This window comes from Pseudomonas cedrina subsp. cedrina, from assembly GCF_001983175.1.
Classification (GTDB): Bacteria; Pseudomonadota; Gammaproteobacteria; order Pseudomonadales; family Pseudomonadaceae; genus Aquipseudomonas; species Aquipseudomonas cedrina.
The window spans coordinates 247,153-271,748 of record NZ_MNPW01000001.1; the positions used below are offsets into that span (position 1 = coordinate 247,153).

The 24,596-nt window shown below is 61.4% G+C and carries 28 protein-coding genes; 14 read left to right on the forward strand and 14 right to left on the reverse strand.

What is annotated here, in order from left to right:
• Nucleotides 1–125 precede the first annotated feature (125 nt).
• A complete protein-coding gene (locus BLL36_RS01190; protein WP_076949658.1) occupies nt 126–1,742 on the forward strand; it encodes an inorganic phosphate transporter in 1,617 nt (538 codons plus the stop codon).
• 123 nt (nt 1,743–1,865) lie between these two features.
• On the opposite strand, the gene BLL36_RS01195 is transcribed toward BLL36_RS01190, so the two are convergent.
• The 3 genes from BLL36_RS01195 to BLL36_RS01205 are packed head-to-tail and all read right to left on the reverse strand — an operon-like array spanning nt 1,866 to nt 4,529.
• Nucleotides 1,866–2,840, reverse strand: coding sequence for a 5-oxoprolinase subunit C family protein (locus BLL36_RS01195; RefSeq protein ID WP_076949659.1), 975 nt, complete (start codon nt 2,838–2,840; stop codon nt 1,866–1,868).
• Entirely contained in the window at nt 2,837–3,715 is an 879-nt protein-coding gene (locus BLL36_RS01200; RefSeq protein WP_076949660.1) for a 5-oxoprolinase subunit B family protein, read from the reverse strand. Before BLL36_RS01200 ends, BLL36_RS01195 begins: the two co-directional genes overlap by 4 nt.
• 55 nt (nt 3,716–3,770) lie before the next feature.
• Nucleotides 3,771–4,529: a 5-oxoprolinase subunit PxpA gene (locus BLL36_RS01205; RefSeq protein ID WP_076949661.1), complete on the reverse strand. Its 759-nt coding sequence runs from the start codon at nt 4,527–4,529 to the stop codon at nt 3,771–3,773.
• Between the two features lie 112 nt (nt 4,530–4,641).
• On the opposite strand from BLL36_RS01205, the gene BLL36_RS01210 reads away from it, so the two are divergent.
• The gene (locus BLL36_RS01210) at nt 4,642–5,559 is read left to right on the forward strand and encodes a LysR family transcriptional regulator (RefSeq protein WP_076949662.1); all 918 of its coding nucleotides are present in this window, start codon (nt 4,642–4,644) and stop codon (nt 5,557–5,559) included.
• On the opposite strand, the gene BLL36_RS01215 is transcribed toward BLL36_RS01210, so the two are convergent.
• Complete coding sequence (locus BLL36_RS01215) at nt 5,556–6,452, reverse strand: LysR family transcriptional regulator (protein WP_076949663.1); 897 nt, start codon at nt 6,450–6,452, stop codon at nt 5,556–5,558. The genes BLL36_RS01210 and BLL36_RS01215 overlap by 4 nt on opposite strands.
• Nucleotides 6,453–6,558: 106 nt before the next feature.
• Here BLL36_RS01215 and BLL36_RS01220 point away from each other — a divergent pair, with 106 nt between their 5' ends.
• Entirely contained in the window at nt 6,559–7,317 is a 759-nt protein-coding gene (locus BLL36_RS01220; RefSeq protein ID WP_076949664.1) for an SDR family NAD(P)-dependent oxidoreductase, read from the forward strand.
• On the opposite strand, the gene BLL36_RS01225 is transcribed toward BLL36_RS01220, so the two are convergent.
• Nucleotides 7,216–7,728: a multidrug/biocide efflux PACE transporter gene (locus BLL36_RS01225; RefSeq protein ID WP_076949665.1), complete on the reverse strand. Its 513-nt coding sequence runs from the start codon at nt 7,726–7,728 to the stop codon at nt 7,216–7,218. The genes BLL36_RS01220 and BLL36_RS01225 overlap by 102 nt on opposite strands.
• 88 nt (nt 7,729–7,816) lie before the next feature.
• On the opposite strand from BLL36_RS01225, the gene BLL36_RS01230 reads away from it, so the two are divergent.
• Entirely contained in the window at nt 7,817–8,671 is an 855-nt protein-coding gene (locus tag BLL36_RS01230) for a LysR family transcriptional regulator (RefSeq protein WP_076949666.1), read from the forward strand.
• 173 nt (nt 8,672–8,844) lie between these two features.
• On the opposite strand, the gene BLL36_RS01235 is transcribed toward BLL36_RS01230, so the two are convergent.
• Genes BLL36_RS01235 through BLL36_RS01250 form a run of 4 tightly spaced genes read right to left on the reverse strand, consistent with a single transcriptional unit; the run spans nt 8,845 to nt 11,385 of the window.
• Nucleotides 8,845–10,068: an RNA polymerase sigma factor gene (locus tag BLL36_RS01235; RefSeq protein ID WP_076949667.1), complete on the reverse strand. Its 1,224-nt coding sequence runs from the start codon at nt 10,066–10,068 to the stop codon at nt 8,845–8,847.
• Nucleotides 10,065–10,544 carry an SRPBCC family protein gene (locus BLL36_RS01240; protein WP_076949668.1) on the reverse strand — a complete coding sequence of 160 codons (480 nt, stop codon included), beginning with the start codon at nt 10,542–10,544 and terminating at the stop codon, nt 10,065–10,067. The genes BLL36_RS01235 and BLL36_RS01240 overlap by 4 nt, the downstream gene beginning before the upstream one ends.
• Before the next feature lie 34 nt (nt 10,545–10,578).
• Nucleotides 10,579–10,923: a YciI family protein gene (locus BLL36_RS01245; protein WP_076949669.1), complete on the reverse strand. Its 345-nt coding sequence runs from the start codon at nt 10,921–10,923 to the stop codon at nt 10,579–10,581.
• A gap of 42 nt (nt 10,924–10,965) precedes the next feature.
• Entirely contained in the window at nt 10,966–11,385 is a 420-nt protein-coding gene (locus BLL36_RS01250; protein WP_076949670.1) for a YybH family protein, read from the reverse strand.
• 155 nt (nt 11,386–11,540) lie between these two features.
• Here BLL36_RS01250 and BLL36_RS01255 point away from each other — a divergent pair, with 155 nt between their 5' ends.
• Together BLL36_RS01255 and BLL36_RS01260 are read left to right on the forward strand one after the other, a co-directional pair.
• Nucleotides 11,541–12,041, forward strand: a complete 501-nt coding sequence (locus BLL36_RS01255; RefSeq protein ID WP_076949671.1) for a GNAT family N-acetyltransferase — start codon at nt 11,541–11,543, stop codon at nt 12,039–12,041.
• Nucleotides 12,042–12,099: 58 nt separating this feature from the next.
• On the forward strand, nt 12,100–12,354 hold the full coding sequence (locus BLL36_RS01260) for a helix-turn-helix transcriptional regulator (RefSeq protein ID WP_076949672.1): 255 nt from the start codon (nt 12,100–12,102) through the stop codon (nt 12,352–12,354).
• Between the two features lie 57 nt (nt 12,355–12,411).
• On the opposite strand, the gene BLL36_RS01265 is transcribed toward BLL36_RS01260, so the two are convergent.
• Nucleotides 12,412–12,894, reverse strand: coding sequence for a GyrI-like domain-containing protein (locus BLL36_RS01265; protein WP_076949673.1), 483 nt, complete (start codon nt 12,892–12,894; stop codon nt 12,412–12,414).
• Between the two features lie 195 nt (nt 12,895–13,089).
• Between BLL36_RS01265 and alaC the strand changes: the two genes are divergently transcribed.
• Entirely contained in the window at nt 13,090–14,301 is a 1,212-nt protein-coding gene (gene alaC / locus BLL36_RS01270) for an alanine transaminase (protein ID WP_076949674.1), read from the forward strand.
• Nucleotides 14,302–14,453: 152 nt separating this feature from the next.
• Here alaC and BLL36_RS01275 read toward each other — a convergent pair whose 3' ends face one another.
• Nucleotides 14,454–15,806, reverse strand: coding sequence for a GntP family permease (locus BLL36_RS01275; RefSeq protein ID WP_076949675.1), 1,353 nt, complete (start codon nt 15,804–15,806; stop codon nt 14,454–14,456).
• 82 nt (nt 15,807–15,888) lie between these two features.
• Nucleotides 15,889–16,422 carry a gluconokinase gene (locus BLL36_RS01280; RefSeq protein ID WP_076949676.1) on the reverse strand — a complete coding sequence of 178 codons (534 nt, stop codon included), beginning with the start codon at nt 16,420–16,422 and terminating at the stop codon, nt 15,889–15,891.
• A gap of 212 nt (nt 16,423–16,634) precedes the next feature.
• Here BLL36_RS01280 and gntR point away from each other — a divergent pair, with 212 nt between their 5' ends.
• The 7 genes from gntR to BLL36_RS01315 all read left to right on the forward strand — a co-directional run bounded on the left by gntR (nt 16,635) and on the right by BLL36_RS01315 (nt 22,876).
• Nucleotides 16,635–17,666, forward strand: coding sequence for an HTH-type transcriptional regulator GntR (gene gntR / locus BLL36_RS01285; protein ID WP_162279257.1), 1,032 nt, complete (start codon nt 16,635–16,637; stop codon nt 17,664–17,666).
• 383 nt (nt 17,667–18,049) lie between these two features.
• Nucleotides 18,050–18,280: a DUF6124 family protein gene (locus BLL36_RS01290; RefSeq protein ID WP_076949678.1), complete on the forward strand. Its 231-nt coding sequence runs from the start codon at nt 18,050–18,052 to the stop codon at nt 18,278–18,280.
• Nucleotides 18,281–18,454: 174 nt separating this feature from the next.
• Nucleotides 18,455–19,087, forward strand: coding sequence for a glutathione S-transferase family protein (locus BLL36_RS01295; RefSeq protein WP_076949679.1), 633 nt, complete (start codon nt 18,455–18,457; stop codon nt 19,085–19,087).
• 16 nt (nt 19,088–19,103) lie between these two features.
• Nucleotides 19,104–19,841 carry an NAD-dependent epimerase/dehydratase family protein gene (locus tag BLL36_RS01300; protein WP_076949680.1) on the forward strand — a complete coding sequence of 246 codons (738 nt, stop codon included), beginning with the start codon at nt 19,104–19,106 and terminating at the stop codon, nt 19,839–19,841.
• Nucleotides 19,842–19,981: 140 nt separating this feature from the next.
• Entirely contained in the window at nt 19,982–21,397 is a 1,416-nt protein-coding gene (locus tag BLL36_RS01305) for an MFS transporter (protein ID WP_076949681.1), read from the forward strand.
• Nucleotides 21,398–21,530: 133 nt separating this feature from the next.
• Nucleotides 21,531–22,022, forward strand: coding sequence for a hypothetical protein (locus tag BLL36_RS01310; protein WP_076949682.1), 492 nt, complete (start codon nt 21,531–21,533; stop codon nt 22,020–22,022).
• Nucleotides 22,023–22,453: 431 nt separating this feature from the next.
• Nucleotides 22,454–22,876 (forward strand): GNAT family N-acetyltransferase, encoded by a 423-nt coding sequence (locus BLL36_RS01315; RefSeq protein ID WP_076949683.1) that lies wholly within the window; start codon nt 22,454–22,456, stop codon nt 22,874–22,876.
• A gap of 99 nt (nt 22,877–22,975) precedes the next feature.
• Here BLL36_RS01315 and def read toward each other — a convergent pair whose 3' ends face one another.
• Together def and BLL36_RS01325 are read right to left on the reverse strand one after the other, a co-directional pair.
• Nucleotides 22,976–23,515 carry a peptide deformylase gene (gene def, locus BLL36_RS01320; protein ID WP_076949684.1) on the reverse strand — a complete coding sequence of 180 codons (540 nt, stop codon included), beginning with the start codon at nt 23,513–23,515 and terminating at the stop codon, nt 22,976–22,978.
• Nucleotides 23,512–24,468, reverse strand: a complete 957-nt coding sequence (locus tag BLL36_RS01325; RefSeq protein ID WP_076949685.1) for a YihY/virulence factor BrkB family protein — start codon at nt 24,466–24,468, stop codon at nt 23,512–23,514. The genes def and BLL36_RS01325 overlap by 4 nt, the downstream gene beginning before the upstream one ends.
• Nucleotides 24,469–24,596 lie beyond the last annotated feature (128 nt).

A 24,596-nucleotide genomic window follows, 5' to 3' on the forward strand; every position in this document is an offset into this window, starting at 1 on the left:
TCGTTTTGTAGTGCCTACTGGACCAGCGGCATAACCAATCCCGCCAAACACTGACCTGCCGCAGCATCTCTGTAACATTCTGCAATGAATATGAACGACATCCTCATCACACTGGATGCCCCGGCATGGCCACCCCTTCCCTGACTGCCTCCCCTCATACCTCATCCGCAAGCCCCCAAACCAGGCTCGACAAGAAACCCGGCCTGGTGACGGTGATCATCTTCTTCGCCGTGCTCGCCATGGGCCTGTTGTTCACCGCCTACAGCCTGATGCATGACATGCGCGAAATGGGCGCCCAAGTCACCACCTGGACGCCGTTCCTGCTGCTGGGCGTGGCGCTGTTGATTGCCTTGGGCTTCGAATTCGTCAACGGTTTCCACGACACCGCCAACGCCGTGGCGACGGTGATCTACACCAACTCGCTGCCGCCGCATTTTGCGGTGGTGTGGTCGGGCTTTTTCAACTTTCTCGGGGTGCTGCTTTCCAGCGGTGCGGTGGCGTTCGGCATCATTGCCTTGTTGCCGGTCGAGCTGATTCTGCAGGTGGGTTCATCGGCGGGGTTTGCGATGATCTTCGCGCTGCTGATCGCCGCGATCCTGTGGAACCTCGGCACCTGGTGGCTGGGTTTGCCGGCCTCCTCTTCCCACACCCTGATCGGCTCGATCATCGGCGTCGGCGTGGCGAATGCCTTGATGCACGGGCGTGACGGTACCAGCGGCGTGGATTGGAGCCAGGCGCTCAAGATCGGTTACGCGCTGCTGCTGTCGCCGCTGATCGGTTTTGCCTTTGCGGCGATGCTGTTGCTGGCGCTGCGGGCCTTCGTCAAGAACCGCGCGTTGTATAAGGCACCCAAAGGCGACGCCCCGCCTCCGTGGTGGATCCGCGGCATGCTGATTGCCACCTGCACCGGTGTGTCCTTCGCCCACGGTTCCAACGATGGGCAGAAAGGCATGGGCCTGATCATGCTGATCCTGGTCGGGACCCTGCCGATGGCCTACGCGCTGAACCGCACCATGCCGGCCGAACAGTCGTTGCAGTTTGCCGCGGTGGCTGAAGTCACCCAAGTGGCCCTGGTGAAAAGCGCACCGCAGCTGCTGGCGGGCGACCCGCGACCGGTCCTTTCGGCCTATGTGCGCACCAAGGAACCCACGGCGGAACTGGTGCCGGCCCTCGCCGCCCTCACCGGGCATATCGGTGAGGAGGTCAAAGGCTACGGCTCCCTGGCCAAAGTGCCCGCCGAGGCCGTCGGCAACGTGCGTAACGACATGTACCTGACCAGCGAAACCATCCGCCTGATGGACAAGGGCAAGGTGGGTAACTTCGATGCCGATACCCAAGGCAAGCTGCAACTGTTCAAGCAGCAGATCGACGACGCCACACGCTTTATTCCGCTGTGGGTGAAGATCGCCGTGGCGATCGCCCTGGGCCTGGGCACCATGGTGGGTTGGAAGCGCATCGTGGTGACCGTGGGTGAAAAAATCGGCAAGACGCACCTGACCTACGCCCAGGGCGCCTCGGCCGAAATGGTCGCGATGCTGACCATTGGCGCGGCGGATATGTATGGGTTGCCGGTGTCGACCACCCATGTGTTGTCCTCCGGTGTGGCGGGGACGATGGTGGCCAATGGCGGTGGCTTGCAGATGAAGACCATCCGTAACTTGCTGATGGCGTGGGTGTTGACATTACCAGCCGCCATCCTACTGTCGGGCAGCTTGTACTGGCTGTTCACCCAACTCTTCTGACACACCACCGGACAAAACTGTGGGAGCTGGCTTGCCTGCGATAGCGGTATATCAGGCCCTGCAAGGGGGACTGACAAATAGCTATCGCAGGCAAGCCAGCTCCCACATGGGTGTTGCATCCATTCAGTGGATGAAGAGTCCAGCCATTGCCTTGAGGCGCTTCTTGTACACCCGCCGCGCCTCCAACGCCTCTTCCAGCGTCACCGCCACAAACCCCGCCCGCTGGTTCGGCTGCATCTGCCCGATCAGGTCCAGGTCGGCACTGATCACCGTGCCGATCATCGCGTAGCCGCCACCCGAGACCGCGTCCCGGTGCAGCACAATCGGCTCCAGACCCGCCGGTACCTGGATCGAACCAATCGGGTAGCAACTGTCGACGATGTTCGACGGGTCCGATCCTGCGCCAAACGGCTGCTCACGCGGCTGGAAGCCCAGCGCACTGCCGCCCTTGAACCGATAGCCAATGCGGTCGGCCTCGGAGCCTACCGTCCACGGCTCGGCAAAAAAACTGCGTTTGGCCGCCTCCGTCAGCCGCTCGTAATACAGCCCAGGCACCACGCGCAGGGTCACATCACCGCCCACCGAGCGGCGCAACGCCATCGGCAGGCTGTTGCCCGCGCGGCCCGTGTCGCTGGCCTCACCGATGGGCAATAGATCGCCCTCCTGCAAGCGCCGACCGTGGAACCCACCGAGCGCGCCGAGGGTGTAGGTCGAGCGGCTGCCGAGTACCAGCGGCACGTCGATACCACCGGCCACCGCCAGGTAGGTCCGCGCGCCGGCCCTGGGGAATTCAAAGCGCAACACCTGCCCGGCGCGCACGTGGAAGGCGGTGTCCTGATGCACCACGTCGCCGTCCAGGCGCGGCGACATCAGCGCGCCGCTGAGCGCCACCAAGGCATCCTGTTGAAACTCCAGTTCGGGGCCAATCAATGTGCATTCCAGCCCCGCCGCGTCCAGCGGGTTACCCACCAGGTGGTTGGCCGCGCTCAATGCGTACTGGTCCAGCGCACCCGACGGCGGGATGCCCAAGTGGTAATAGCCTTCGCGGCCAAGGTCTTGCACAGAGGTGGCCAGGCCGGGTTTGAGGACCTTGATCATGCCAGCGCCTCCTGCAGGGTTTTCGGATAACCCACGGGGTCGACGAGAAAGGCATCGAGGGAAAATTCCACCGGGCGGATGCGCAGATCGAAACGTCCTGCGTCCACGTCGGCGACGGCCAGGTCGTAGGCATCGCGCTCGATCGGTTTGAACTGCACGATATCGCCGGGGCGGAAGAACACCATGTGTTCCTTGAGGTAGGCCAGTTGCTGCGCCGGGTCGTAGATCGGCGCCGGGGTCACGCCGAACATCTGGTAACCACCGGCACCGCGCACCGAATAAATGCAGCCAAAACAGCCGCCGTGGCCGAGGGTGAGTTTCGGCGTGTCGGTGCGCGGGCGCAGGTATTTGGGTACCTGCAATTGGCGCTCGCGTTCGACCATCTGGAACATGAACGGCAATCCCGCGACAAAGCCGACCATCGACACAAACCACGGCGCGCCACTGTGGGCGGCGATAAACGCGTCGACATCGGCCAGGCCATTGATGCGGGCGGCATACTCCAGGTCTGTGCCGCTGGGATCCTGGTGACGGTCGCGAAAACGCATGAGGGTTTCGTGCGTCCACGGGTCGTTGTAGAGCACCGGGATTTCGATAATGCGCGTGTGCAAGGTGCGTTCGGCCACGGCCTGGGCTTCGGCGGTCTGCACCGCATCCAGCAGCGCATGGGGCGCGATGCGGTCGGGGTCGAAGCGGATCTGGAACGACGCGTTGGCCAGGCACACATCCAGCACGCCCTCCAGCGCCAGGCGCTCCACGGCGCGGGTCACCGCCATGCCTTTGAAAAAGGCCTCCAGGGACATGCTCTCGCTGACCTCGGCAAACAGGTGTTCATCACCGCCGAAGCTGTAGCGGATGGGGGACGTTTCAGCCATGTCTGTTCCTCTTGGAATCATTGTAGAAAGGCAGGCAAAAAATGATGGATCGATCTTATTGGGGTGTCCTGACCACGATTCCCGCCTGGTCCAGCGCTTCACGGGTGGCTTCCACCAGCTCCAACGCACCGGGCGTGTCGCTGTGCAGGCAGATGGAATCGAACTGGATAAACAGGTCTTCGCCTTCCACGGTACGCACAAGCCCGCGCTGGCAGGCTCGCAAGACGCGCGCCGCCACCGTCGCGGGGTCCAGTGCGCGCACGTTGCGGGTAAATACGATGGAACCGGTGAGGTCGTACTCGCGGTCGGCATAGAACTCGCGCACCACCGGCTGCCCCAGCTCCTTGGCGACACGCCAGATTACCGAGTTGGGCATGCAGTACAGCAACAGCGTCGGCTCGACGAGTTGCAGGTTTTGCACCAACAGCCGCGCCGCTTCTTCGTCGCGGGCCAGGTGCATATACAGCGCGCCATGGGGCTTGATGTGTTGCAGGGGCACGCCCTGGGCACGGGCGATTTCACGCAGGGCGCCGAGCTGGTAAAGGATGTCGTCCACCAGTTCCCGGGCCGGCGCGTTGATGTGGCGACGACCAAAGCCGACCAGGTCCCGGAACCCCGGATGCGCACCGATGGCCACGCCCAATTGCTTGGCGCGCTCGACCGTGCGACGCATGGTGCCGGGGTCGCCGGCGTGGAAGCCGGTGGCGATATTGGCCGAACTGATATAGGCCATCAGCTCTGCGTCAACGCCATCACCAATGGTCCAGGGGCCGAAGCCTTCGCCCATGTCTGAGTTGAAATCCACTGCCTGCATTGAAGTCGCTCCGCCTGGGTGATGCAGGAAAAGTAGGCTGCGGCTTGACCCCTTGGGAAGATCTATTATCAGATGACCCATCTTCTGAAAATCAGATAGCCCGGAGCGGCAGATGTCCCTGACCTTGCGCCAAGTCCGTTATTTCGTCGCCACCGCCGAGATCGGCCAGATTTCCCAGGCGGCCATCCACCTGAACATCTCCCAGTCAGCAGTGACCACGGCGATCAAGGAGCTGGAGGCGATGCTCGGCGTACAACTGTTTGTGCGCTCGGCCCAGGGCATGAACCTGACCGACGCCGGCAGGCATTTTCTCAACCGGGCCTATGTGATCCTGCGCAGCGTCGATGACGCGCTCAACAGCCCGCTGCCCGACTACCGCGCCCGCGGCGTGTTGCGTCTGGCCGCCAGCTACACGGTGCTCGGCTACTTCCTGCCCCACCATTTGCAGCGCCTGGAACACTGGCACCCGGATGTGACCATCGAAGTGTTCGAGCAAGAGCGCCAGGCCATCGAGCAAGGTTTGCTCGACGGCCAGCTCGACATGGCAGTGGTGCTCACCGCCAACCTCACCCACCCGGCGATCGTCTCGGAAATCCTGTTCAATTCCGAACGCCGCCTGTGGCTGCCCAGCCATCACCCCTTGTGCGAGCGCGGCGCGGTGAGCCTGGCCGATGTGGCCCAGGAACCCTATATCCTGCTCACCGTCGACGAAGCCGAACACAGTGCCATGCGCTATTGGGAACAGGCCGGGCAAACGCCCAAGGTGCGCTTGCGCACCAGTTCGGTGGAAGCCGTGCGCAGCATGGTCGCCAATGGCAGTGGCGTGGCGATCCTGTCAGACCTGGTGCACCGCCCCTGGTCCCTGGAAGGCAAGCGCATTGAAACTCTGACCGTCACCGACCCGGTCACGCCAATGAGCGTGGGGCTGGCCTGGCACCGTGAGCGTGCGTTCACCCCGGCGATGCAGGCGGTGCGCGATTACTTCCACGACGCCTTCCTCGCGCCGCAGCAATTGTCGGCGCGGCGCTAGAGCTGGGATTGCAACGTCGCGGCGAGCCAATCCATGAACACCCGCACCCGCAACGGTAAATGCCGTTGACCGGCGTAGAGCAGCGACACATCCAACGGCGGTGCCGGGTAATCCGGCAATACCGCCACCAGCTCACCGCTGGCCAATAACCCGCGAATGCCCAGCAACGGCACTTGGGTGATACCGAACCCGCCCAGGCACGCGGCCTGGTAGGCATCGGTGCTGTTCACGGTGACACGCCCCGCCATCGCCACCCGCTGCACTTTGTTGCCATGCTGGTATTCGAAACCCGCCGACCGCGCGCCCAACGGCCGCACGTAGTGCACCAACTGATGCTGCGCCAGGTCGGCCAGCGTCTCGGGGCGGCCGTAGCGCTGGAGGTACCCGGCGCTGACGCAGTTAACCATCGGCATGCTGCACACCCGCCGCGCCACCACCGTTTGGTCAGGCTGGGCGCCGACCCGCAATACGCAGTCAAACCCTTCGGCGATCAGGTCCACCTGACGGTCGGAGCTGCTGATTTCCAGGGCGATCAGCGGGTGCGCCTCCATGAACGGCGGCAGGCGCGGCAGGATCAGTTCGCGCGCCATCACGTTGGGCATGTCCACGCGAATGCGCCCGTTCAGTTGCGCTTCATCCTGACGAAACAAACCTTCCAGTTCCTCCATGTGCGCCAGCAGATCCTTGCTGCGCTCGTACAACACGCGGCCGTCCTGGGTCGCCTGCACCGTGCGCGTGGTGCGCTGCAACAGCCGCGCGCCGAGCAGTTCTTCCAGCGCCTGCACATGCTCGGAAACCGTGGAGCGCGGCAGGCCCAGGCTGTCGCTGGCGGCGGTGAAACTCGACAGTTCGGTGACACGCACGAAGGTGCGCAACAGCTCAAGCTTGTTCATGGGATTGTTCGCCTTATCCGGCCAGTGATTCCGATATAGCGCTGTTTATCACGCCTGGGTCGGACAAATACACTCGTTTCACTATCACTCACCGGAGGCATCCACCATGACCCGTAAAATCGCACTGATCACCGGCGCCAGCCGCGGCCTGGGCAAGAGCGCCGCGCTGCACCTGGCGGCCCAAGGCGTCGACATCATCGGCACCTACCACAGCAAGGCGGATGAAGCGCAGGCGGTTGTCGCGCAGATCGAGCAACTCGGTGGCCGCGCCGCGATGTTGAAGCTGGACGTGGGCCAGAGCGCAACCTTCGGTGACTTCGCCCATGAGGTTACCGGCGTGCTCAAGGACGTGTTCGCACAGGAGCACTTCGATTTCCTGGTCAACAACGCCGGCATCGGTATTCACGCCAGTTTCGCCGAGACCACCGAGGCCCAGTTCGACCACTTGGTGGCGGTTCACTTCAAGGGGCCATTTTTCCTTACCCAGACACTGCTGCCGTTGATCCGCGACGCGGGGCGTATCCTCAACATTTCCAGCGGCCTGGCGCGCTTCAGCCTGCCCGGTTATTCGGCTTACGCGGCGATGAAAGGCGCGATGGAAGTGCTGACCCGCTACCAGGCCAGAGAGCTTGGCGCGCGCGGCATCAGCGTCAACATCCTCGCCCCCGGTGCCATCGAAACCGATTTCGGCGGCGGCGCCGTACGCGACAATGCGGCCCTCAACGGCATGGTCGCCAACAACACCGCCCTGGGCCGCGCCGGCTTACCGGACGATATCGGCGGCGCCATCGCCAGCGTGTTGGCCGACGCCAGCCATTGGATCACCGGGCAGCGGATCGAAGCGTCGGGTGGCATGTTTCTGTAAAAGCCGTTCACGCAGCACGTCATAACCCCAGTGGTAGACATAGGTGTACGGCAGGAAGAACAGCAACACGCCGATGTCGAGGATGAACGCCTGCAACAGGCTGATGTTCAACCACGCCGCAATCAACGGCACGCACACCAGGATCAGGCCGCCTTCGAACAGCAGCGCATGCAACGTGCGCGTCCAGCCGTTGGTGGCCAGGTGCAGGCGCGTCTTGAGACGGTCGAACAGGCCGTTGAAGATCACGTTCCAGGTCAGCGCCAGCAGGCTGATCGCCAGGGTGACCAGGCCCATCTCCATCGCGGGTTTGTCCATGATCCACGCCAGCATCGGGGTGCAGATCAACAAGGCGAGCGCCTCGAAGCCGATAGCTTGGCAAACACGTTCTTTTGTCGATTTGAGCGGATTCATGACGAGGCTCCATGGGTGATGACGGTTGCCATCATTACCCTGCCCATCGATACTTCATAATTAATAACCATCGACCAAGGCGATAGTCATGGCCTCCCACGAAGTGCTGCAGGCGTTTGTCCAGGCCGCCACCCAAGGCTCGTTTTCGGCGGCGGCGCGCAAGCTGGGCAAGAGCCAATCCACCGTCAGCGCGGCGGTGGCAAGCCTGGAGATTGACCTGGATGTGGCGCTGTTCGACCGCAGCAGCCGCAAGCCGACGCTGACCCCGGCCGGCCATGTGTTGCTGCAACGCGCCGAGCAGGTGCTGGAGGCCAACAGTCGCCTTGAATTGGCGGCAAGCCAGTTGTCCCACGGGTTGGAGCCGAAGCTGAGTATCGCCATGTCGGATACCTACCAGTCCGACCGTTTCGAAAGCACCCTCAGCGCCTTTGAACAGCGCTACCCGGACCTTGAACTCGAGTGCCTGATCGCCGAATGCGATGACTTGATCGCCCTGGTGCAAAGCGGCCGCGCGCAGATCGCCTTTATCGAACAGCAGGCCGATTACCCGCCGGACTTGACCAGCTCGCCCGTCGAGGAGCGCACTGAAATCGCCCTGTTCGTGGCCCCGGGGCATCCGCTCGCCGGCCTGCGCAACATCACCGCGCAGGCTTTGCAGCAGCACCGTGAATTGCGCCTGGCCAGCATTCTCAACCCGAATGAAACCCGCGCCACCGGCCGCGTATGGTCGGCGCCCAGTTACCTGATGCTGCTGGAGATGGCGCAATTGGGCTTCGGTTGGGCGCCGATCCCGCGCTGGCTGGTCGAACGGTTTGGCGGCGACCGCCTGGTGGAGCTCAAGGCCCGCGGCTGGCCACGTGCGGTGGCGGTGGATGCGTTGTGGTCACGCCAAAAGCCACCGGGCCCGGCGGGGAGTTGGTTGTTGGGTGCGATGCTGGAGTGATCGCCTCGGGCCAATGAAGATCAAAAAAATGTGGGAGCGGGCTTGCTCGCGAAGAACTCCTGGCCACCGCGCTTATCCAGGATGCGCGCGTTATCGTTGACGTTTTTCGCGAGCAAGCTCGCTCCTACGGAGGCCCCAGTCAGGGATCTGGGGGCTCCCACATTTTTTGAACGCTAGTGTTTGGGGGATTCGAGTTCGGCGAGGCGGCGTTCGAGGAAGCGTTTTTCCGGGGTTTGCCGGGTCAACGACAAGGCTTTTGCGTAGGCGGCGCGCGCCTCTTCGGTACGCCCCAGTTGCCGGCAAAACTCTCCCCGTGCCGAATGCGCCAAGTGGTAATCCAGCAACTCGCCGCGCGCCAGAATCCCCTCTATTGCCTGTAATCCCGCCAGCGGTCCGTCGCGCATGGCCACCGCTACGGCCCGGTTCAGTTCGATCACCGCTGACGGCATTGTTCTGAGCAACGCGTCGTAGAGCCCGACAATCTGCGGCCAGTCTGTCTCGTCTGCACGCGTGGCTTCGGCATGCACCGCCGCAATGGCCGCCTGCAGGCTATAGGGACCAAAACGCCGTGTGCGCAGCGCCTGCTCCACCAACGCGCAGCCTTCGGTGATCAAGGACGCATCCCACAGCGAACGGTCTTGCTCATCCAGCAGCACCAGCTCTCCTCCGGCCGAAGTGCGCGCCGGGCGGCGGGATTGGTGCAGCAACATCAACGCCAGCAGGCCCATGACTTCGGGCTCGGGCAACAACTCCAGCAGCAAACGCCCCAGACGGATGGCTTCGCGCGTCAATGCCTCACGGGTCAGGTCGGCGCCCATGGACGCCGAATAGCCTTCATTGAACACCAGGTAAATCACCCACAACACACTGTCCAAACGCTCGGGCAGTTCATCGCGGGACGGCACTTGATAGGGGATTTTCGCCTCGCGTATCTTGCCCTTGGCCCGCACGATACGCTGGGCGATGGTGGCCGGTGTAGATAAAAACGCCCGGGCGATTTCCTCGGTGGTGAGGTCGCAGATCTCGCGCAACGTCAACGCCGCCTGGGCATCGGCGGCCAACGCCGGATGGCAGCAGGTGAAAATCAGGCGCAGGCGGTCGTCTTCCACGTCTTCATCGCTCCAGTCAGCCGTTTCCAGCGCGTCGGCCTGTTCCTGCAACAGCGGCGTAAACCGCGCCTGGCGGCGCAAACGGTCGATAGCCTTAAAGCGCCCGGTCGAGACCAGCCAGGCGCGCGGATTATCCGGCACGCCGTCCAGCGGCCAACGCTGCAGCGCGACGAAAAACGCCTCGTGCAGAGCTTCCTCGGCCAGGTCGAAATCGCCGAGCACGCGAATCAGCGTCGCGAGTACCCGGCGTGATTCGCTGCGGTAGAGCGCCTCGACCGTCAGGGTCAATCGTGCATGCCCTGGGTCACCAGCGTTACCAGCCTATCCAGGCTCTGACCCCAACCATCGTGAAAGCCCATGGCTTCGTGGGCGTGTTTGTCCTCGGCGCTCCAGTGCATGGCGCGTGCGGTGTAGAGGGTCTTGTCGCCCTCGACTGTCTGCAGGGTGACTTCGGCGGTCATGAACGGCTTGCCTGATGGAATCCAACCCGCAGTGAAGGCGTCGGTAAACACTAGCCGTCGTGGCGCGTCGATTTCCAGGAATACGCCCTGGGTCGGGTATTCAGCGCCGTCCGGCGCACGCATAAGCGTGCGAAACAGGCCACCGACCCACAGGTTCATTTCGCACTCAGGGGTGGTCATGCCGTGGGGGCCCCACCATTGCTGGAGCAAGGCGGGCTCGGTCCAGGCGCGGAACACCCGGCTGCGTGGCGCGTCGATCACGCGGCTGATGGACAATTCAAACTCGGCAGGTTGCGTAGGCATGGGGTAAACCTCTTGAGTCTTAGGGTTGTTATGTTCAGAGATTCAGTTCGCGCACCGGGCGCACTTCCACACTGCCGACCCGAGCCGCCGGAATGCCGGCGGCCACTTGGATAGCCTCATTCAAGTCGCGGGCCTCGATCAGGTAGAAACCGGCGAGTTGCTCCTTGGTTTCGGCAAACGGCCCGTCGGTGATCGACACCTTGCCGTTGCGCATGCGCACGGTGGTAGCGGTGGTCACCGACTCCAGCGCTTCGGCGGCAAGCATGCGGCCGCTGCCGTGCACCGCCTCGGCATAGGCGTGGCATTCCGGGTCCTTGGGGCTGTCGGGCAGGCTGTGCAGCAATGCTTCAGCGCTGTAGACCAGGCACAGATATTTCATGGCGTTCTCCGGTTTCGGACGACTGACTATAGTCTTCAGCGCTCAAGGTTTCAGGTCGAACAGACCGGCGCCGGTTTCCATGTCGAACGGTGCAGACCAATGTTCATGCACCACTTTCCACTGGCCATTGATGCATTGATAGCCGGCGCTGACGCGCATCCAGCAGGTTTTGAGCACGCCGTCCGGCCCGGTGCCACCGCAGTGAGCGAGCCAATGGGCGAAAGCGATCTCGTCTGCGGCGACTATGTGCAATTGGTGAAAATCAAACACGCCGGGGCCCGGGCAGAACGCCATGCAGGCTTTCCAGTGCGCTTGGTAAGCCGCCTTGCCTTTGAATTGGAGGGCGTTGACCGCGTCGAACGCGACGATATCGTCGGCATAGAAGCTGACGATTTTCTCGACATCCTTAGCGCTGACGGCTTGTTTCCATTGCTCGATCAGGGTGTTGATGGCAGTGCTCATGGCGATACTCCTGGGGTTCTTCTGGAGGAAAATACGGAAGACACCCTTAGTCGAATGGCACTACGGCAAATCGACACACCACTGAAAAATAATTCCGCCCCCGGCAAACCCGCTAGAATCCACGCCCTCTTTGCAGGATTTCGGACACGCCCCCGATGGAAACCCGCCTCGTTCCCTATGAGACGCTCAGCCTCGTACAGAAACAGCAACTCGACACCCTGCAAGTGCATCCCGAGCAACTGCCGTACTCCGGTGATATTTATTGCGCGCTGAACAGCCTGCTGGTCAACCCCAACCCCGCCGGCATCAAAGGCTTCGCCCTGCTCGCCGACGATCTGCCCGTGGCCTTCCTGCTGCTCAAACGCCCGCCTTGCCTGCCCCATTGGGCGGATGAACACAGCGCCACCTTGCACGCCTTGCAGGTGGATCGGCATCAGCAAGGCCGCGGCTTCGGCAAGGCCTGCCTGCAGGCGTTGCCCGCGGCGGCATTGCAAGCGTGGCCGCAGATCAAGGCGCTGGAATTGTCGGTGGACGCGGACAATGTGGCCGCGATGAGGTTGTATCTAGGGGCTGGATGGGTGGATAGCGGCGAGGCTTACAGGGGACGGGTTGGGTATGAGCGCAGGCTAAGGTGGACATTTACCAGTGAGGCTTGACGCTCACCCAATGTAACGTAAACATAACATCTCAAAGACAATGTAATGGTTATGTGACATGGATGCTTCGCTCATCATGCTGAGACTCGCAAAGCAGATTCGGGGAAAGCGGCTCCGCCAGGGCTATAAACAATCAGATCTGGCCAAACTGGCGGGCGTTACGCGTCAGAAAATTATCGAGATTGAGCAAGGCAGTATGTCCGTTTCGATGGGCGCCTACGCTCGGGTAATGGCTGCTTTGAACTGTGAAATGGAACTGGTAGCAGCGCGCCTCCCCGTGCTTGAGGAACTCGAAGACATTTTCAAGGATTAAGCGCTGTTTGCGGAACCGGCGCGTCGCTTGGTGCTCGCCGGTTCCTGCAGCACTGAGTCAGCCCCTTTCGCCCACCGGCACCCAAACCTCCACCGTCCCCGTGCCCTTGCGCCCATCGAAATCCGCGCTGTAGCGCTCGAAATCCGCGCCCATCACCTTGTAGCCCGAATGCGGCAGCCACTCGAACATGATGCGTTCGTACGTCTGCGCTAGCTGCTGCACGGGCCCGTAATGGGGGAACACGGCGTAGTTGAGCGGCGGAATTTCGATAGACTCGAAATTGCTGGGTACGTCGGCTTTGGTGGGTACCTCTACCCCGGCGATGTAGTCGAATTCGCCCTGCCTGGGGTTATGGCAAACGCCATACGTCACACCGCCAACGCGCTTCTTGATGTCCTTGATGCACGTGTCGAACAACTCCCACAGTTTAGGGATATCGCCCACGGTAGCCTTTGAATAACGCCCCTGTACGCCGGCGATCACCATGGCCTTGCCGGCTTCCATGCGTGGCTCCAGCGGTTGTTTTGTCTGCTGATCCATACGAACAGTCTCCTTCTTATGAGGGCACAAACCCGCATCGAGTATAGGGGCATATCCGCGCTGCACTCCATGCAGAAAATTTTCCTACGCATCTGGACAACTGGCCATCATCGACCGTATTGTCTGCCCCGCAGGCCACCGCAGTGGCCAACGTCGCTCGGACGGTTCCGGGCGCTTACGTACTTCGAGGCAACAATGGCCGAACAAGGTTCGCCGCGCCGCTTTGCGCGCATCGATCGACTCCCCCCTTATGTATTCAATATCACTGCCGAGCTGAAGATGGCTGCGCGTCGGCGCGGCGAAGACATCATTGACTTGAGCATGGGCAACCCCGACGGCGCCACGCCGCCGCATATTGTCGAAAAACTTGTGCAAGTCGCCCAGCGTGAGGACACCCACGGCTATTCCACCTCCAAAGGCATTCCGCGGCTGCGCCGGGCGATTTCGCGCTGGTACAAGGACCGCTACGAAGTGGATATCGACCCGGAAACCGAAGCCATCGTGACCATCGGTTCCAAGGAAGGCCTGGCGCACTTGATGCTGGCCACCCTGGATCAGGGCGACACGGTGCTGGTGCCCAACCCCAGCTACCCGATTCATATCTACGGTGCAGTGATTGCCGGCGCCCAGGTGCGTTCGGTGCCGCTGGTGCCGGGCGTGGATTTCTTCGCCGAACTGGAACGCGCGATTCGCGGCTCGATCCCCAAGCCGAAGATGATGATCCTCGGTTTCCCGTCCAACCCCACCGCGCAGTGCGTGGAGCTGGATTTCTTCGAACGCGTGATCGCGCTGGCCAAGCAATACGATGTGCTGGTGATCCACGACCTGGCCTACGCCGACATCGTGTACGACGGCTGGAAAGCGCCATCCATCATGCAAGTGCCGGGCGCCAAGGACATCGCGGTGGAGTTTTTCACCCTGTCCAAGAGCTACAACATGGCCGGCTGGCGCATCGGCTTCATGGTGGGCAACCCGGAACTGGTCAACGCCCTGGCGCGGATCAAGAGTTACCACGACTACGGCACCTTCACCCCGTTGCAGGTGGCGGCAATTGCGGCGCTCGAAGGCGACCAGCAGTGTGTGAAAGACATCGCCGAGCAATACCGCCAGCGCCGCAATGTGCTGGTCAAGGGCCTGCATGAGCTGGGCTGGATGGTCGAGAACCCGAAGGCGTCGATGTACGTGTGGGCCAAGATTCCCGAAGCGTACGCCGCCATGGGCTCGCTGGAATTTGCCAAGAAGCTGCTGCTGGAAGCCAAGGTGTGCGTGTCGCCGGGGATCGGCTTTGGAGAGTATGGCGATGACCATGTGCGCTTTGCGCTGATCGAAAACCAGGACCGGATTCGCCAGGCGGTGCGCGGAATTCGCGGGATGTTCAGGGCGGATGGGTTGGTCACCAAGGCCTGACCTGATCCACCTGCAGAAACCCAATCAATGTGGGAGCTGGCTTGCCTGCGATGCAGACACCTCGGTATGTCAGTTAGACCGAGGTGATGCTATCGCAGGCAAGCCAGCTCCCACATTTTGATTGGGTTCCCAGATCGGGTGTGCGATGTGGGTTAAACCACCAACGACAGCAACATGATAAAGATCAGCGCCACGATCGACAGAATCGTCTCCATCGCCGTCCACGTCTTGAACGTCTCGGCCACGGTCATGTTGAAGTACTGCTTCACCAGCCAGAACCCGGCATCGTTGACGTGCGACAAAATCAACGAACCCGCCCCCGTCGCCAGCACCAGCAGTTCACGGTTGACCCCCGGAATCATCCCCACCACCGGCACCACGATGCCTGCGCCAGTGATGGTCGCCACGGTGGCTGAACCGGTGGCCACGCGAATCACCGCCGCCACCAGCCACGCCAGCAAAATCGGATTGATCTGCGCGTTCACCGCCATGTGGCCGATCACGTCGCCCACGCCGCTGGTCACCAGCATCTGCTTGAAGCCGCCACCGGCACCGATGATCAGGATGATCGCCGCGGTCGGCGCCAGGCTGGCGTCGAGCAGCTTGAGGATCTGTTTGGAGTGGATACCCTGGCGATGGCCAAAGGTGTACAGCGACAGCAGCAAGGCCAGCAGCAAGGCGCTGATCGGGTGACCGATCATGTCCATCCAGTTGCGCACCACGTGGCCTTCGGCAAAGGCGATGTCGGCGAAGGTCTTGAGCAACATCAGGAACACCGGCAGCAGCACGGTGACCAGGGTGATGCCAAAGCTTGGCAGCGATTTGTTATCGGTCTCGCGGGCCAGTTGGTCGACCAGTTCCTGGGACGGGTTGCCCGGGATGTACTTGGCAATGAAGGTACCGAAGATCGGACCGGCGATGATGGCGGTCGGCAGGGCGACGATCAGGCCGTACAAAATGGTCTTGCCGATGTCCGCGCCAAACACGCCGATGGCCAGCAGCGGGCCCGGGTGCGGTGGCACCAGGCCGTGCACCGCCGACAGGCCGGCCAGCAACGGAATGCCGATCTTGATCAGCGACACGCCGGTGCGGCGCGCGACGATGAACACCAGCGGGATCAGCAGCACGAAGCCGATTTCGAAGAACAGCGGGATGCCCACCAGGAAGGCGGCGAACATCATCGCCCACTGGACTTTTTCCTTGCCGAAGGCGCGGATCAGCGTTTGCGCGATCTGATCGGCACCGCCGGATTCGGCCATCATCTTGCCGAGCATGGTGCCCAGCGCGAGGATGATGCCGACAAAGCCGAGCACCCCGCCGAAGCCGTCCTGGAACGCCTTGATGATTTTTTCCACGGGCATGCCCGAGGTCAGGCCGAGGAAGCCGGCCGCAATGATCAATGCAATGAACGGGTGCACCTTGAACTTGGTGATCAGAACGATCAGCCCAATGATGGTAACCACTGCATCTAGCAGCAGATAAGACTCGTGGGACATGCCAAACATGGGGGTCTCTCCTGTTTGTTGTTGTTATTAAAGCGGGTGTTGAATTTCCTGCCGGGGACAGCGCTATCTTTCGGGCAAAAAATTATCGGGTTGGTTCAAAACCGTGCTGCAGCCACCAGGCGTTGGTTTGCTCGGCCAGTTCCTCGACGCTGTCTTCGCTGGCGTTGAGCGCCAGGGTCAGCGGCTCGCCCTTGGGCGATTCCAGGGTAGCGAACTGGCTGTCGATCAGGCTGGCCGGCATGAAATGGCCGGGGCGATGGGACACGCGGTCGGCGGCGACTTCGCGGGTCAGCTCCAGGAAGATAAAGCCCAGGCCCGGTGCGGCTTCGCGCAGGTGGTCGCGGTATTTCTTCTTGAGGGCTGAGCAGGTAAGTACGGGGTGCTCGCCCGCCTTGAGCGAACGGCGCAGTTCATCGCAGAGGATGTCGAGCCAGCCGGCGCGGTCGTCGTCGTTGAGGGGGTGGCCGGCGCTCATCTTTTCGATGTTCGCGGCAGGGTGAAAGCTGTCGCCTTCGATGGCGGTGGCGCCGTTCAGACGGCACAGGGCCTCGCTGACGCTGGTTTTGCCACAGCCGGCAACACCCATGATGACCAGGGCAGTAACAGGTTGACTCATAAACACCTCAGGACGCAGATAGCGCTACCTTTGCACAGTGTAAGGCTAGTGCAAAAACAGGCTTTTCCCGCGCCGTCTTGTCTTTTTTTATGGAGTGACGCGTGCATCCGCTCCAATCATTTGAACGGGATCAGGCAACCCGACGTTCAAGCATTTGCAGCCGTTTGGAGACAGCGCTACCTTAGTGCCTCGATTTTTGTTTGGCAAGCCGCCTGATGACCTCCAAGAACGATAAAAATACTCGCACCACCGGTCGCCCCACCCTCAATGAAGTCGCACGCCTGGCCGGCGTCAGCCCCATCACTGCCTCCCGCGCCTTGCGCGGCATCAGCACCGTGGCCACGGAGCTTGTGGAAAAAGTGCAGCTCGCCGCCGCCGAACTCAACTACGTGGTCAACCCCGCCGCCCGCGCGCTGGCCTCGGCCCAGAGCCATTCGGTGGTGGTGTTGGTGCCGTCGTTGTCCAACCTGCTGTTCATCGAAACCCTCGAAGCGATCCACCAGGTGCTGCGGCCCAAGGGCTTTGAAGTGCTGATCGGCAACTTTCACTATTCGCGCGATGAAGAAGAGAACCTGCTGCGCAATTACATGGCCTACCAGCCACGCGGGTTGCTGCTGACCGGGTTTGATCGCACCGAAAGCGCCCGACGGATGGTCGAGGCGAGCAATGTGCCGTGCGTTTACATGATGGACCTGGACCCCAATGCCGGCGTGAACTGCGTGGGCTTTTCGCAGTTGGCGGCGGGTGAGACGGCGGCTGCGCATCTGTTGTCCCGTGGGCGCAAGCGCCTGGCGTATATCGGCGCACAGCTGGATCAGCGCACCTTGTTGCGTGGCGAAGGATTCCGCCGAGCGCTGCAACAGGCTGGAATGTACGACCCGGCGCTGGAGTTGCTCACGCCGCGCCCGTCTTCCGTAGGCCTGGGGGGCGAATTGTTCCTGCAATTGCTGGCGGCGCATCCGGATGTGGATGCAATTTTCTTCGGCAACGATGACTTGGCCCAGGGTGCACTGCTCGAAGCCCTTCGCCATGGCATCCAAGTGCCGGAGCGCGTGGCGGTGCTGGGCTTCAATGACTTGCCGGCGTCGTCGTTCATGGTGCCGCGCCTGAGCAGCATCAGCACGCCGCGCGAAGCGATTGGCCGGCGTGCGGCGGAGCATCTGTTGACGATGATGGCGGGTAACAAGATCGCCAAGCCGGTGGTGGATATGGGGTTCGAGTTGCAGGTGCGGGAGAGCACCTGACCGTCAAGCGGAACACAATCGCAGGCAAGCCAGCTCCCACAGGTTTACCGTGCCAGCTCGACATGTAGGACGCGCTGTAGGACGCGGCTGACATTGCAGCAAGCGCCTTGCCCGGTTACCTACGCTTACGTCAGAATCCGCTGGCTTGTGCGCCTGGGGGTGGGTCTCTAAGGTTGGCCGGTCGCTGAATTTCTCGGTGATCGGGTTTAGTAGCCCGGCTTCCCACACAAGATGCATGAGCCTGTCGATGCTTGATGGTGGCTGTGCGCAGGGCGCCTTCGGGTGCGCCGGGTTTGTGTGGGATACCGGTCTACTAACCTGCGTACAGCTGCCACCCTCGTTTAGTAGCGATGAGGTATCAGCCCAAATCAGGTACTTCAACAATGCAAAGCATCCCCACGCATACCCTCTTCACTGTCATCCCCGGCTCCTCTACCGAAACCCTGCTGATCAACAGCTACGAAACCGTCTGCTCCGTCAGTACCTTGTTGCTCGACCTGTCCGAAGACCTCGCCGGACAACAACGCGATGTTGCCCTGGCTATTCATCAGCTAAGCGAGCTGAGTGTATTGCTGGTAGGCAAAGCGATGGACCAGCACACCCCACGCTGCTAAAGCCGAGCACGGTCAGTGTGGGAGCTGGCTTGCCTGCGATGGCAGTGGGACAGACAATGATGTGTTGCCTGATACACCGCTATCGCAGGCAAGCCAGCTCCCACATTCTACTCTGCTCGCTTAACCACCACGGTGCCTGCTAGATTGGCTGCTCTCAAATGCCAGGAAAGCACCATGGGACACTCACTGAAAATCTTGGGCCGCGCCTCTTCCATCAATGTGCGCAAAGTCCTCTGGACCTGCCAGGAACTGGGCATCGACTACGTGCGCGAAGACTGGGGCATCGGCTTCAAGCCCACCCAGTCCGCCGAATTCCTCGCACTGAACCCCAATGCCCAGGTGCCGGTGCTGATCGACGACCATGGCGTGCTCTGGGAGTCCAACACCATCTGCCGCTACCTCGTCGGCCTCTACCAACGTCACGACTTGCTGCCCGTCGAGCCGGCGCCACGCGCGCAGGTCGAGCAATGGATGGACTGGCAAGCCACCGAACTCAATCGCGCCTGGGGCGACGCCTTCCCGGCGTTGGTGCGCAACAACCCCGACGGCCTGGACGCAGCGCAAATAGCCGCCGCCGTGCAGGTCTGGAACGACAAGATGGGCATCCTGGAACAGCAGCTTGCGCGCACCGGCGCCTATGTGGCCGGCGATGAATTCACCCTCGCCGACATCCTGATCGGCCTCTCGGTGCACCGCTGGCAGATGACTCCGATGCAGCGCCCGCCCTACCCGGCCGTTGCAGCGTATTACCAGCGCTTGAGCCAGCACAAAGGCTTCCAGACCTTCGCCCTCGACGGTCACAACTGACAACAAGGAATACACCGTGAAAGGACTCAACGTACTGCTCACCGGCGCCTGCGGCAGAATCGGCAAGACGTTTTTCGAAGCCTCGAAAGACCGCTACCGCTTCACCCTCACCGACCGTATCGCGCCGGGCTTCGAGGTGGGCGAGCACCGCTTCGTGCACGCCGACCTTAGCGATAAATCATGCCTGGGTGCCCTGCTCGACGGCATCGACGTGATCGTGCACCTGTCGGGCATTCCCCACGCCAGCGCCTCGTTCGACGAATTACTGCCCAACAACATCCTCGCCACCACTTACCTGTTCGAAGCCGCCGTGGCGGCGGGTGTAAAACGCCTGGTGTTCGCCAGCAGCGCGCAAACCATCGAAGGCTACCCGGTGGACCGGCAAATCACGCCCGGCATGCAGGTCATGCCCGCCAACCTGTACGGCGTGAGCAAATGCTACGGCGAGGCGCTGTGCGGTTTCTATGCGGCAAAAACCGCGCTGTCGACGATTGCGCTGCGCATCGGCGCCTTCGAACTCCCCGAGACCCACGACCTTAACAACGCCCGCGACCTCAGCGCCTGGCTCAGCCCACGGGATGCGGTGCAATTGCTGCAACGTTCGGTGGAGGCCGAGGGCGTGAAACACCTGATCGCCCATGGCATCTCCAACAACCGCTTCAAGCGCCTGGACTTGAGCGAAACCACGCGGGTGCTGGGTTATCAACCGGTTGACGATGCTTTCGAGTGTTTCAAGATTCCCATCACTTATTAACCGCTGCGCCATAAAACGTTGGAATAAAAAGACTTTGCGCAATAAATCGGTGAATAGGCAGCCAGACATACTCGATTTCACAAGCATCGATTTCCGTTAGCCCGCTAAGATTCCAGGCAACTGCCCCTGGAATCGCCCCTATGTCCACGATTACCCACGCTGCCACGGACGGCCTCGACCCGATCCGTGCCGCCCATATCAGCGCACGCATCGACCGCCTGCCCGCCGTTGCTACGGTCTGGCGCCTGGTGGCGCTCCTATCGATTGGCGGCTTTTTCGAGCTGTATGACCTGTTCCAGACCGCCTATATCAGCCCTGGCCTGATCAGCGACGGAATTTTCCACACCGGCAGCCAAGGTGTGTTTGGCTTCTCCGACCAGGCTGCGTTCGCCTCGGCGACCTTCCTGGGCCTGTTCCTCGGCGCCAGCCTGCTCAGCCCCATCGCCGACCGCTTCGGGCGCCGGGCGATCTTCACCTTCGCGCTGATCTGGTACACCGTCGCCACGGTGCTGATGGGCATCCAGACGTCCGCCCTGGGCATCATCTGCATGCGCTTTCTGGTGGGCATCGGGCTAGGCATCGAACTGGTCACCATCGACGCCTACCTCTCGGAACTGGTGCCCAAGCGCATGCGCAGTTCGGCGTTTGCCTTTGCGTTTTTTATCCAGTTTCTATCGGTGCCGACGGTGGCGTTGATGTCGTGGTGGCTGGTGCCGCAGGCGCCGTTCGGGGTCTCGGGCTGGCGTTGGGTGGTGCTAAGCAGCGCGGTGTTTGCGCTGTTTATCTGGCAACTGCGCAAGCGCCTGCCGGAATCACCGCGCTGGCTCGCGCAAAAAGGCCGTTTCGAGCAAGCCGATGCGATCATGGACAGCCTGGAGGCACGCTGCCTGAAGGATCACGGCAAGCCCTTGGATGCCCCCGAACCCGAAGCCGTCAGCGTGCAGGGCAGTGGCCGTTTTGCCGATATCTGGCAACCGCCCTACCGCCGCCGCGCGTTGATGCTGATCGTGTTTCATGTGTTCCAGGCCATCGGCTTTTTCGGCTTCGGCAACTGGCTGCCGGCGCTCCTGTCGGGCCAGGGGGTGAGCGTGACCCACAGCTTGCTCTACGCGTTCATCATCACCCTCGCCTACCCGCTGGGGCCGCTGCTGTTTGTGAAAGTGACCAATCGTTTTGAGAACAAATGGCAAATCGTCGGCTCGGCCCTGGGCGCGGTGATCTTCGGCAGCCTGTTTGCCCTGCAAACCACGGCGGTGGGCCTGGTGTTTTGCGGGGTGATGATCACCTTCTGCAACGCCTGGCTGAGTTTCAGTTATCACTCGTATCAAAGTGAACTGTTCCCCACCAATATCCGCGCAAGGGCGGTAGGCTTCTGCTATTCATTCAGCCGCTTGTCCACGGTGTTCAGCAGCCTGTTGATCGGCTTTATCCTCGAACACCTGGGCACGCCGGGCGTGTTGGCGTTCATTGCCAGCAGTATGTTGATCGTGATGATCACCATCAGTTGGTTCGGGCCGCGTACGCGTAACCTGGCGCTGGAAAATATTGCCCATTGACGGCAATGGTTGACCGCATGCGCGACACTATTTGCCGCGACGGCCACACCATCCTCAATAAAACCGGGCACTTTGCACACGGCACGCTATTTGCTCCACCTGTGGCACCAAACATATTCCCAGGTGACCGATCATGCTGGTTAACAACAACACCCAAGCCGTGTCGACCGTTCAACAGATCAAGCGGCCCGACATGGATCCGGCCAACGCCGCCGCCAGCGCGCTGTACAGCGGTGCCTTGCAAGCGGCGCAGCAAAGCACGATCGTACCGGCCGCGCAGAAGGATCTGGACAAGGCCACCGACCGCATCGACGAAGCCTTCGCCAAAACCCGCGTGCAATTGCAGACCAGCACTGCGGATGTGCCGGCGACCAGTGCCACGTCTTCGGCGCGCGCTGAGTTCACCGACTACATGAGCAAATCCCCGGGCGAACGCATCCGTGAGCAATTGCTCAAGGAACAGGGGCTGACCGAGGCGGATGTGCAGAACATGTCCCAGGAAAAGCAGGACGCGATTTCCAAACAGGTGGCCGAGCGGTTGAAGCAGCAGCAAGAGCAGCAGGTCGCCGCGAAAACCGTTGACCCGCAGGCGCAGGCGGTGAAAGAAACCCTGGCCGCGATCTAAGGCTCAGCGCTGATCAAATGTCCAAACTTGGTTTTTGTGGGAGCTGGCTTGCCTGCGATGACATCACCTCGGTACAACCGAAATACCGAGGCGTCTGCATCGCAGGCAAGCCAGCTCCCACATTGACTGGGTTACCAGATTGGCTGCAACTGCGAGGCCACTGGTCCCGTCAGCATCGTTATAAAACGCTGAAGGGGAACGGTCAGGGGGCTCAGTGCCCGAACAGGCCTGCCTCGGATTTCTTGGTCTTTTTGTCGGCGCGTTTTTCATCGGCGGTCTTTGCCGGTTTTTTCTTCGCGGCTTTCTTTGAATCCATACCTTTGGCCATGATGCGTACTCCACTAACGGGGATGAAGCACAGGGTATAACACCTATCGCCTGGCTCAAGGCGCTTATAATCTGCCCCCCTTGATAAAGCCTGCTTGAATACCATGCCTGAATTGAACCTCGAACCGCTGGCAGAGCCCCTGTGGCCGCTGCTGAACAAGTTTTACCGCAGCCATAATTCGTCGATGAAGGCGCTCAAGGGCGGGCGTTTGTGGGTGGCGCGGGTGGATGGGATTGTGGCGGGGGTGTGCCTGACGCCGGTGGTGGGTGGGCAGTGGTTGACCGGAGTGTTTGTTGACCCGGCTTACCGCGGTCAGGGCTTGGCGTCGCGGTTGATTGGCGAGGCGGTAGCCGATGTTGACGGCACGGTATGGCTGCTGTGCCACCCTGGCCTGGAAGGGTTGTACCGGCGCATGGGGTTCTCCCAGGACACCGTGTTGCCGCAATCCCTCAGCGAGCGGCTGGTGCGTTACAGGCGTAATAAGCCGATGATTGCGATGGGTTTGGATGCCCTGCCTGAACGCTGAACCCTGTGGGAGCTGGCTTGCCTGCGATGGCGGCGTGTCAGTCACTACTGGTTTTTCTGAACCACCGCCATCGCAGGCAAGCCAGCTCCCACATTATTGTTATTCGTCTACTGCGGGATCCAGCTCCGGAAACATCACCTCGATAAACCCGAATTTGCTGAAATCGGTAATCCGCGACGGGTACAGCCGGCCGATCAAATGATCGCATTCGTGCTGCACCACCCGCGCGTGGAAGCCATCGGCGAAACGCACGATAGGTTCGCCCTTCGGATCGAAGCCTTCGTAACGAATCTGCTGGTAACGGTCCACGGCACCGCGCAAACCGGGCACGGACAGGCAACCTTCGTAACCCTCTTCCAGCACCGGGCTCAGTGGCGTGATCAGCGGGTTGATCAGGATAGTCTGCGGCACCGGCGGCGCATCGGGGTAGCGTTCGCTGGCCTCGAAACCAAAGATCACCAATTGCAGGTCAACACCGATCTGCGGCGCGGCCAGGCCAACGCCGCCCACGTGCTCCATGGTCTGGAACATGTCATCGATCAATTGCCACAGCTCGGGGCTGTCGAACATTTCGGGCGGAACCGGTGGCGCGATACGCAGCAGGCGTTCATCGCCCATTTTCAGGATTTCACGAATCATCGGTCAGGCTCGGAGGGGTTGGTCTTCAGGGAATGGTCTCGGGCCAGGCCGGAGACATGCTGCTTTTCTATGGGCTCAGGGTCATCGATGTGCTTGTCACCTGCGTCTTTGCCTTCGGCCGACATGTGTTCGATCACCGCATTCATTTCCGCGCCCAGCAACAGCACGGCGGCAGAAATATAGAAGTACAGGAGCAGCACAATGATTGCGCCGATACTGCCATACATGGCGTTGTAGTCGGCAAAGGTCTTGACGTAGTAGCCAAAACCCAGGGACGCGACGATCCAGACCACCACCGCCAGCACCGAACCAGGGGTGATGAAGCGGAACTCCTGCTCGACGTCCGGCATCACGTAGTACATGAGGGCCACGGCAAACATCAGCAGGATCACGATCAACGGCCAGCGCACGATGGTCCACACGGTGACCATGAATTCCTGCATGCCGATCTGCGCGGCGATCCACTCCATCACCTGCGGGCCAAGCACCATCAGCGCAGCGGCGGCCAGCAACATGCCGGCGATGCCGACCGTGTAGAAAATCGACAGCGGAAAGCGCTTCCAGATCGGCCGGCCTTCGACCACGTCGTAAGCGGCATTCATCGCGCTCATCATCAGGCGCACGCCGGCCGACGCCGTCCATAATGCAATCACGATACCCACCGACAGCAAGCCACCCTTGGACTGCTGCAACTGGTCAATCACCGGGTTGACCTGCTCCAGGGCCTGGGGCGGCAACACCAGCTCGGACTGCATCCGCAACCAGCTGAAGAAGTCCGGCAAGTGCAGGAAACCGATCAGCGCAATCAGGAACAGCAGGAAAGGAAACAGCGAGAACAGCATCTGGTAGGCCAGCGCCGAGGCATAGGTGGGCATTTCGTCATCGACGAATTCCTTGACGGTGCGCACCAGCACCTTATGCAGCTTCAGACCAGCGAGTACGGGGAAAATCATAGCGTCTCCTTTCGCCGCAAAGGTTGAGTTGGGGCGACTCAGGGGCCGTTTTCTACATCAAAGTAGCCCATTTGGCGACTTTGAAACAATTGCGAAAGTTTAGTTGCACAAACGGATATAAAAACGGC

Coding starts and splice junctions, on each gene's coding strand:
- BLL36_RS01325 (WP_076949685.1), bottom strand. CDS start 24,468: ATGATTTTCCCCGTACTCGCTGGTCTGAAGCTGCATAAGGTGCTGGTG.
- BLL36_RS01310 (WP_076949682.1), top strand. CDS start 21,531: ATGCTGGTTAACAACAACACCCAAGCCGTGTCGACCGTTCAACAGATC.
- BLL36_RS01255 (WP_076949671.1), top strand. CDS start 11,541: ATGGAAACCCGCCTCGTTCCCTATGAGACGCTCAGCCTCGTACAGAAA.
- BLL36_RS01265 (WP_076949673.1), bottom strand. CDS start 12,894: ATGGATCAGCAGACAAAACAACCGCTGGAGCCACGCATGGAAGCCGGC.
- BLL36_RS01190 (WP_076949658.1), top strand. CDS start 126: ATGGCCACCCCTTCCCTGACTGCCTCCCCTCATACCTCATCCGCAAGC.
- BLL36_RS01200 (WP_076949660.1), bottom strand. CDS start 3,715: ATGGCTGAAACGTCCCCCATCCGCTACAGCTTCGGCGGTGATGAACAC.
- BLL36_RS01305 (WP_076949681.1), top strand. CDS start 19,982: ATGTCCACGATTACCCACGCTGCCACGGACGGCCTCGACCCGATCCGT.
- BLL36_RS01195 (WP_076949659.1), bottom strand. CDS start 2,840: ATGATCAAGGTCCTCAAACCCGGCCTGGCCACCTCTGTGCAAGACCTT.
- BLL36_RS01225 (WP_076949665.1), bottom strand. CDS start 7,728: ATGAATCCGCTCAAATCGACAAAAGAACGTGTTTGCCAAGCTATCGGC.
- BLL36_RS01315 (WP_076949683.1), top strand. CDS start 22,454: ATGCCTGAATTGAACCTCGAACCGCTGGCAGAGCCCCTGTGGCCGCTG.
- BLL36_RS01280 (WP_076949676.1), bottom strand. CDS start 16,422: ATGAGTCAACCTGTTACTGCCCTGGTCATCATGGGTGTTGCCGGCTGT.
- BLL36_RS01230 (WP_076949666.1), top strand. CDS start 7,817: ATGGCCTCCCACGAAGTGCTGCAGGCGTTTGTCCAGGCCGCCACCCAA.
- alaC (WP_076949674.1), top strand. CDS start 13,090: ATGGCCGAACAAGGTTCGCCGCGCCGCTTTGCGCGCATCGATCGACTC.
- BLL36_RS01290 (WP_076949678.1), top strand. CDS start 18,050: ATGCAAAGCATCCCCACGCATACCCTCTTCACTGTCATCCCCGGCTCC.
- BLL36_RS01250 (WP_076949670.1), bottom strand. CDS start 11,385: ATGAGCACTGCCATCAACACCCTGATCGAGCAATGGAAACAAGCCGTC.
- BLL36_RS01210 (WP_076949662.1), top strand. CDS start 4,642: ATGTCCCTGACCTTGCGCCAAGTCCGTTATTTCGTCGCCACCGCCGAG.
- BLL36_RS01220 (WP_076949664.1), top strand. CDS start 6,559: ATGACCCGTAAAATCGCACTGATCACCGGCGCCAGCCGCGGCCTGGGC.
- BLL36_RS01240 (WP_076949668.1), bottom strand. CDS start 10,544: ATGCCTACGCAACCTGCCGAGTTTGAATTGTCCATCAGCCGCGTGATC.
- BLL36_RS01215 (WP_076949663.1), bottom strand. CDS start 6,452: ATGAACAAGCTTGAGCTGTTGCGCACCTTCGTGCGTGTCACCGAACTG.
- BLL36_RS01295 (WP_076949679.1), top strand. CDS start 18,455: ATGGGACACTCACTGAAAATCTTGGGCCGCGCCTCTTCCATCAATGTG.
- def (WP_076949684.1), bottom strand. CDS start 23,515: ATGATTCGTGAAATCCTGAAAATGGGCGATGAACGCCTGCTGCGTATC.
- BLL36_RS01260 (WP_076949672.1), top strand. CDS start 12,100: ATGGATGCTTCGCTCATCATGCTGAGACTCGCAAAGCAGATTCGGGGA.
- BLL36_RS01205 (WP_076949661.1), bottom strand. CDS start 4,529: ATGCAGGCAGTGGATTTCAACTCAGACATGGGCGAAGGCTTCGGCCCC.
- BLL36_RS01275 (WP_076949675.1), bottom strand. CDS start 15,806: ATGTTTGGCATGTCCCACGAGTCTTATCTGCTGCTAGATGCAGTGGTT.
- BLL36_RS01245 (WP_076949669.1), bottom strand. CDS start 10,923: ATGAAATATCTGTGCCTGGTCTACAGCGCTGAAGCATTGCTGCACAGC.